The 3,335-nt window shown below is 54.7% G+C and carries 1 rRNA gene; it reads right to left on the bottom strand.

The features are described 5' to 3' along the window. Positions 1 to 5: 5 nt before the first annotated feature. Positions 6 to 3,135 (bottom strand): 23S ribosomal RNA (locus tag ACR65J_RS20930). Positions 3,136 to 3,335: the final 200 nt, after the last annotated feature.

Genomic DNA, 3,335 nt, shown 5'->3' with positions numbered 1-3,335 from the left:
TCTGTGTGGTGTAAGTTGTTGGCCTATTAGTACCGGTCAGCTTCACGAGTCGTTAGTCCTCGCTTCCACATCCGGCCTATCAACCCAGTGGTCTGGCTGGGGGCCTCTCACACACAAGGTGTATGGAAATCTCATCTTGAAGCGAGCTTCCCGCTTAGATGCTTTCAGCGGTTATCCCATCCGAACGTAGCTAATCAGCGGTGCACTTGGCAGTACAACTGACACACCAGAGGTTCGTCCGTCCCGGTCCTCTCGTACTAAGGACAGCCCTTCTCAAATTTCCTGCGCGCGCAGCGGATAGGGACCGAACTGTCTCACGACGTTCTAAACCCAGCTCGCGTACCGCTTTAATGGGCGAACAGCCCAACCCTTGGGACCTACTCCAGCCCCAGGATGCGACGAGCCGACATCGAGGTGCCAAACCATGCCGTCGATATGGACTCTTGGGCAAGATCAGCCTGTTATCCCCGAGGTACCTTTTATCCGTTGAGCGACGGCCATTCCACAATGTACCGCCGGATCACTAGTCCCGACTTTCGTCCCTGCTCGAGATGTCTCTCTCACAGTCAAGCTCCCTTGTGCACTTACACTCGACACCTGATTGCCAACCAGGCTGAGGGAACCTTTGGGCGCCTCCGTTACTTTTTAGGAGGCAACCGCCCCAGTTAAACTACCCATCAGGCACTGTCCCTGACCCGGATTACGGGCCGAAGTTAGATGTCCAAAGTGACCAGAGTGGTATTTCAACGATGACTCCACCCGAACTGGCGTCCGGGCTTCAACGTCTCCCACCTATCCTACACAAGCCACTCCGAACACCAATACCAAACTATAGTAAAGGTCTCGGGGTCTTTCCGTCCTGCTGCGCGTAACGAGCATCTTTACTCGTACTGCAATTTCGCCGAGTTTATGGTTGAGACAGCGGGGAAGTCGTTACTCCATTCGTGCAGGTCGGAACTTACCCGACAAGGAATTTCGCTACCTTAGGATGGTTATAGTTACCACCGCCGTTTACTGGGGCTTAAATTCTCAGCTTCGCCGTGAGGCTAACCGGTCCTCTTAACCTTCCAGCACCGGGCAGGAGTCAGTCCGTATACATCGTCTTGCGACTTCGCACGGACCTGTGTTTTTAGTAAACAGTCGCTTCCCCCTGGTCTCTGCGGCCCCGATCCCCTCCACACCGCAAGGGTGTATCAAGGTTGGGGCCCCCCTTCTCCCGAAGTTACGGGGGCATTTTGCCGAGTTCCTTAACCATAATTCTCTCGATCGCCTTAGTATTCTCTACCTGATCACCTGTGTCGGTTTGGGGTACGGGCGGCTAAAACCTCGCGTCGATGCTTTTCTCGGCAGCATAGGATCACCAAATCCCCCCAAACGGGGGTCCCATCAGATCTCAGGCACTATGAGTGGCGGATTTGCCTACCACTCGCCCTACATCCTTAGACCGGGACAACCATCGCCCGGCTCGGCTACCTTCCTGCGTCACACCTGTTAATACGCTTGCCTCCCAGGATCAGGTCCCGCGCTCCACCAAAACCCTTCCATCCAAAGGACGGTCAGGCAGGTTTCGGGCGGTTAGTATCCCCTGTTCAACATGGACGGTTTTTCGCCGGTACGGGAATATCAACCCGTTGTCCATCGACTACGCCTGTCGGCCTCGCCTTAGGTCCCGACTTACCCAGGGCAGATTAGCTTGACCCTGGAACCCTTGATCATTCGGCGGACGGGTTTCTCACCCGTCTTTCGCTACTCATGCCTGCATTCTCACTCGTGTAGGCTCCACCGCTGGTTTACACCGCGACTTCACCGCCCACACGACGCTCCCCTACCCATCCACACTCCTGAACCACGAAGGCTAGGAACATATGTGAATGCCACAACTTCGGCGGTGTACTTGAGCCCCGCTACATTGTCGGCGCGGAATCACTTGACCAGTGAGCTATTACGCACTCTTTTAAGGGTGGCTGCTTCTAAGCCAACCTCCTGGTTGTCTGGGCAACTCCACATCCTTTCCCACTTAGCACACGCTTAGGGGCCTTAGTTGGTGGTCTGGGCTGTTTCCCTCTCGACTATGAAGCTTATCCCCCACAGTCTCACTGCTGCGCTCTCACTTACCGGCATTCGGAGTTTGGCTGACGTCAGTAACCTTGTAGGGCCCATTAGCCATCCAGTAGCTCTACCTCCAGCAAGAAACACGCAACGCTGCACCTAAATGCATTTCGGGGAGAACCAGCTATCACGAAGTTTGATTGGCCTTTCACCCCTACCCACAGCTCATCCCCTCCATTTTCAACTGAAGTGGGTTCGGTCCTCCACGACGTCTTACCGTCGCTTCAACCTGGCCATGGGTAGATCACTTCGCTTCGGGTCTAGATCACGCCACTCACACGCCCTATTCAGACTCGCTTTCGCTACGGCTGCCCCACACGGGTTAACCTCGCGACGTAACACTAACTCGCAGGCTCATTCTTCAAAAGGCACGCCGTCACCAGAATCAGACTGGCTCCGACGGATTGTAAGCACACGGTTTCAGGTACTGTTTCACTCCCCTCCCGGGGTACTTTTCACCTTTCCCTCACGGTACTGGTCCGCTATCGGTCATTAGGGAGTATTTAGGCTTATCAGGTGGTCCTGACAGATTCGCACGGGATTTCTCGGGCCCCGTACTACTTGGGATACTCTCACAGGCGGTACAAACACATTACGGTTACGGGACTAACACCCTCTCTGGCCGGCCTTTCAAAACCGTTCACCTATGCGCGCACATCACACCCCACCAGCCCGGCAGAACTGGTATGGAAAGTCCCACAACCCCGACCATGCAACGCCCGCCGGCTATCACACATGGAACGGTTTAGCCTGATCCGCGTTCGCTCGCCACTACTAACGGAATCACTATTGTTTTCTCTTCCTGCGGGTACTGAGATGTTTCACTTCCCCGCGTTCCCCCCACGCACCCTATGTGTTCAGGTACGGGTCACCAAGTCACCTTGCGGCGCTTAGCGGGGTTTCCCCATTCGGACACCCTGGGATCACAGTCCGGTTATCGACTCCCCCAGGCTTATCGCAGATTCCTACGTCCTTCTTCGGCTCCTAATGCCAAGGCATCCACCGTGTGCTCTTAAAAACTTGACCACAAAGATCAAAAACATTTTCGAGAGAACCACGAAAACCAACCACACCCAACGGACACCACCCAAGGGCAGTACCATCACGCGCAGCCAGATCCAGGTTCATATATCTTGGAAATTGCTTCTTATACAAGATGCTCGCGTCCACTATGTAGTTCTCAAACAACAACCCCACACCACACACCCCACACACACAAACATGCG

It is taken from the genome of Arthrobacter sp. SAFR-044, assembly GCF_059414985.1.
Note: the sequence above shows the minus strand (reverse complement) of the source record. Positions and strands in the feature narration are given on the sequence as shown.